General features: G+C 35.5%; 1 protein-coding gene and 2 pseudogenes. 1 reads left to right on the top strand and 2 read right to left on the bottom strand.

The annotated features are described in order from the left end of the window. Nucleotides 1–105: pseudogene (locus Q0340_RS05510) on the top strand (IS1595 family transposase); the annotation flags it as partial. A gap of 20 nt (nt 106–125) precedes the next feature. On the opposite strand, the gene Q0340_RS05505 reads toward Q0340_RS05510, so the two are convergent. Both Q0340_RS05505 and Q0340_RS05500 read right to left on the bottom strand, forming a co-directional pair. Beyond that, nucleotides 126–815 (bottom strand): SprT family zinc-dependent metalloprotease, encoded by a 690-nt coding sequence (locus Q0340_RS05505; RefSeq protein ID WP_298082494.1) that lies wholly within the window; start codon nt 813–815, stop codon nt 126–128. Next, nucleotides 812–1,207, bottom strand: a pseudogene (locus tag Q0340_RS05500) (restriction endonuclease subunit R); the annotation flags it as partial. The gene Q0340_RS05505 and the pseudogene Q0340_RS05500, both read right to left, overlap by 4 nt.

Below are 1,207 nucleotides of genomic sequence, written 5' to 3'. Positions count from 1 at the left end.
CATCTTAAAGAGTGTGAATTTAGATACAATACTAAAACTACACAGGAAGGCCTATATCAGAAACTGTTGAAATTGATAAGAGAGAATCTGATTAAGTTTAATTGAGCCAAAATATTAAGATTATACTATTTTAAATTTTCTAACGGCAAAGAATTTAATATGCTTTTGGCTATTCTCCAATTCGGTAAAAACCTATCCATATATGCTATAAAATTTTTATTATGATGCCTTTCTAATATATGCACAAGCTCATGAACGACTATATACTCTAAGCATTCTAGCGGCTCTTTGGCGAGTTCATAGTTAATTATAATATTACCATCTTTTATATTGCAGCTTCCCCATTTTGTTTTCATTTTTAGGATTCTTACCGAGCTTGATTTTACTCCGATTTTTGTTTCCCAAATTTCTAGCATCTTTGCGATTTTTATCCTTAGTTCGTTTCGGTAGAATTTTTCTAAAACTCGCTTTTTACTTTCAAAATTTCCACTATCTCGCACGCTTAATATCATCTTGTTGTGCTTTATCGCCACATTATCAACACCGTTTATTACGTGCATAAGATACCGCTCGCCCCACAGATAGTGACTTTCACCGCTTACTATCTCTCTTGCACCTATGCGCTCTTGCGAGTTATAAATATTTTTATGTTTACGTATCCATGCGAGCCTATTGGCTACAGCCGTTCGGATTCTATCGTCACTTGCATCAAGTGGTGCGCTTACTCTTACTTCGCCGTGCGGCGGCATTACGGATATGTGTAGATTTTTTATGTCTTTTCGCGTTACCGCAACATAAATTGAGCCTATTTTCATTGGTAGTCTTCTTGCAATTTAATAAGCTCAAAAAGTTCGTCTATGTCCAAATTTTTTTCATCAGATAGGGGTTTTATGGCGCGTTTTAGTTCGCGCTCTTTCATTTTGTTACCGATATATCCATCTGGTTTATATGTTTTGATTGTCTCATCTAGTCTGGCGATCCAGTCTATATCTTGACTAAAGTTGTCATATATAGCTTGTTTTGCTGCAGTGTTTACCGGTACAGGATAGGCTTTGCCCATATTTTTAGTTTTTAGTTGTTTGGCTAGACCTATAACCTCTTTTAGATATTTTTCATAGTCTAACGCGCCTTTTTTACGTTGCTCTATCAGCTCGTCTAATATTTGAGATAAGTTTTGGTAGAATTTTGGATTTAGCGGATTGCTATC

It is taken from the genome of uncultured Campylobacter sp. (assembly GCF_938045595.1).
Lineage (GTDB): Bacteria > Campylobacterota > Campylobacteria > Campylobacterales > Campylobacteraceae > Campylobacter_B.
This window is presented reverse-complemented; position numbering and strand designations above follow the sequence as displayed.

Excerpts from the sequence above, each read along its gene's own strand:
- Q0340_RS05505 (WP_298082494.1), bottom strand. The coding sequence starts at position 815 with ATGAAAATAGGCTCAATTTATGTTGCGGTAACGCGAAAAGACATAAAA.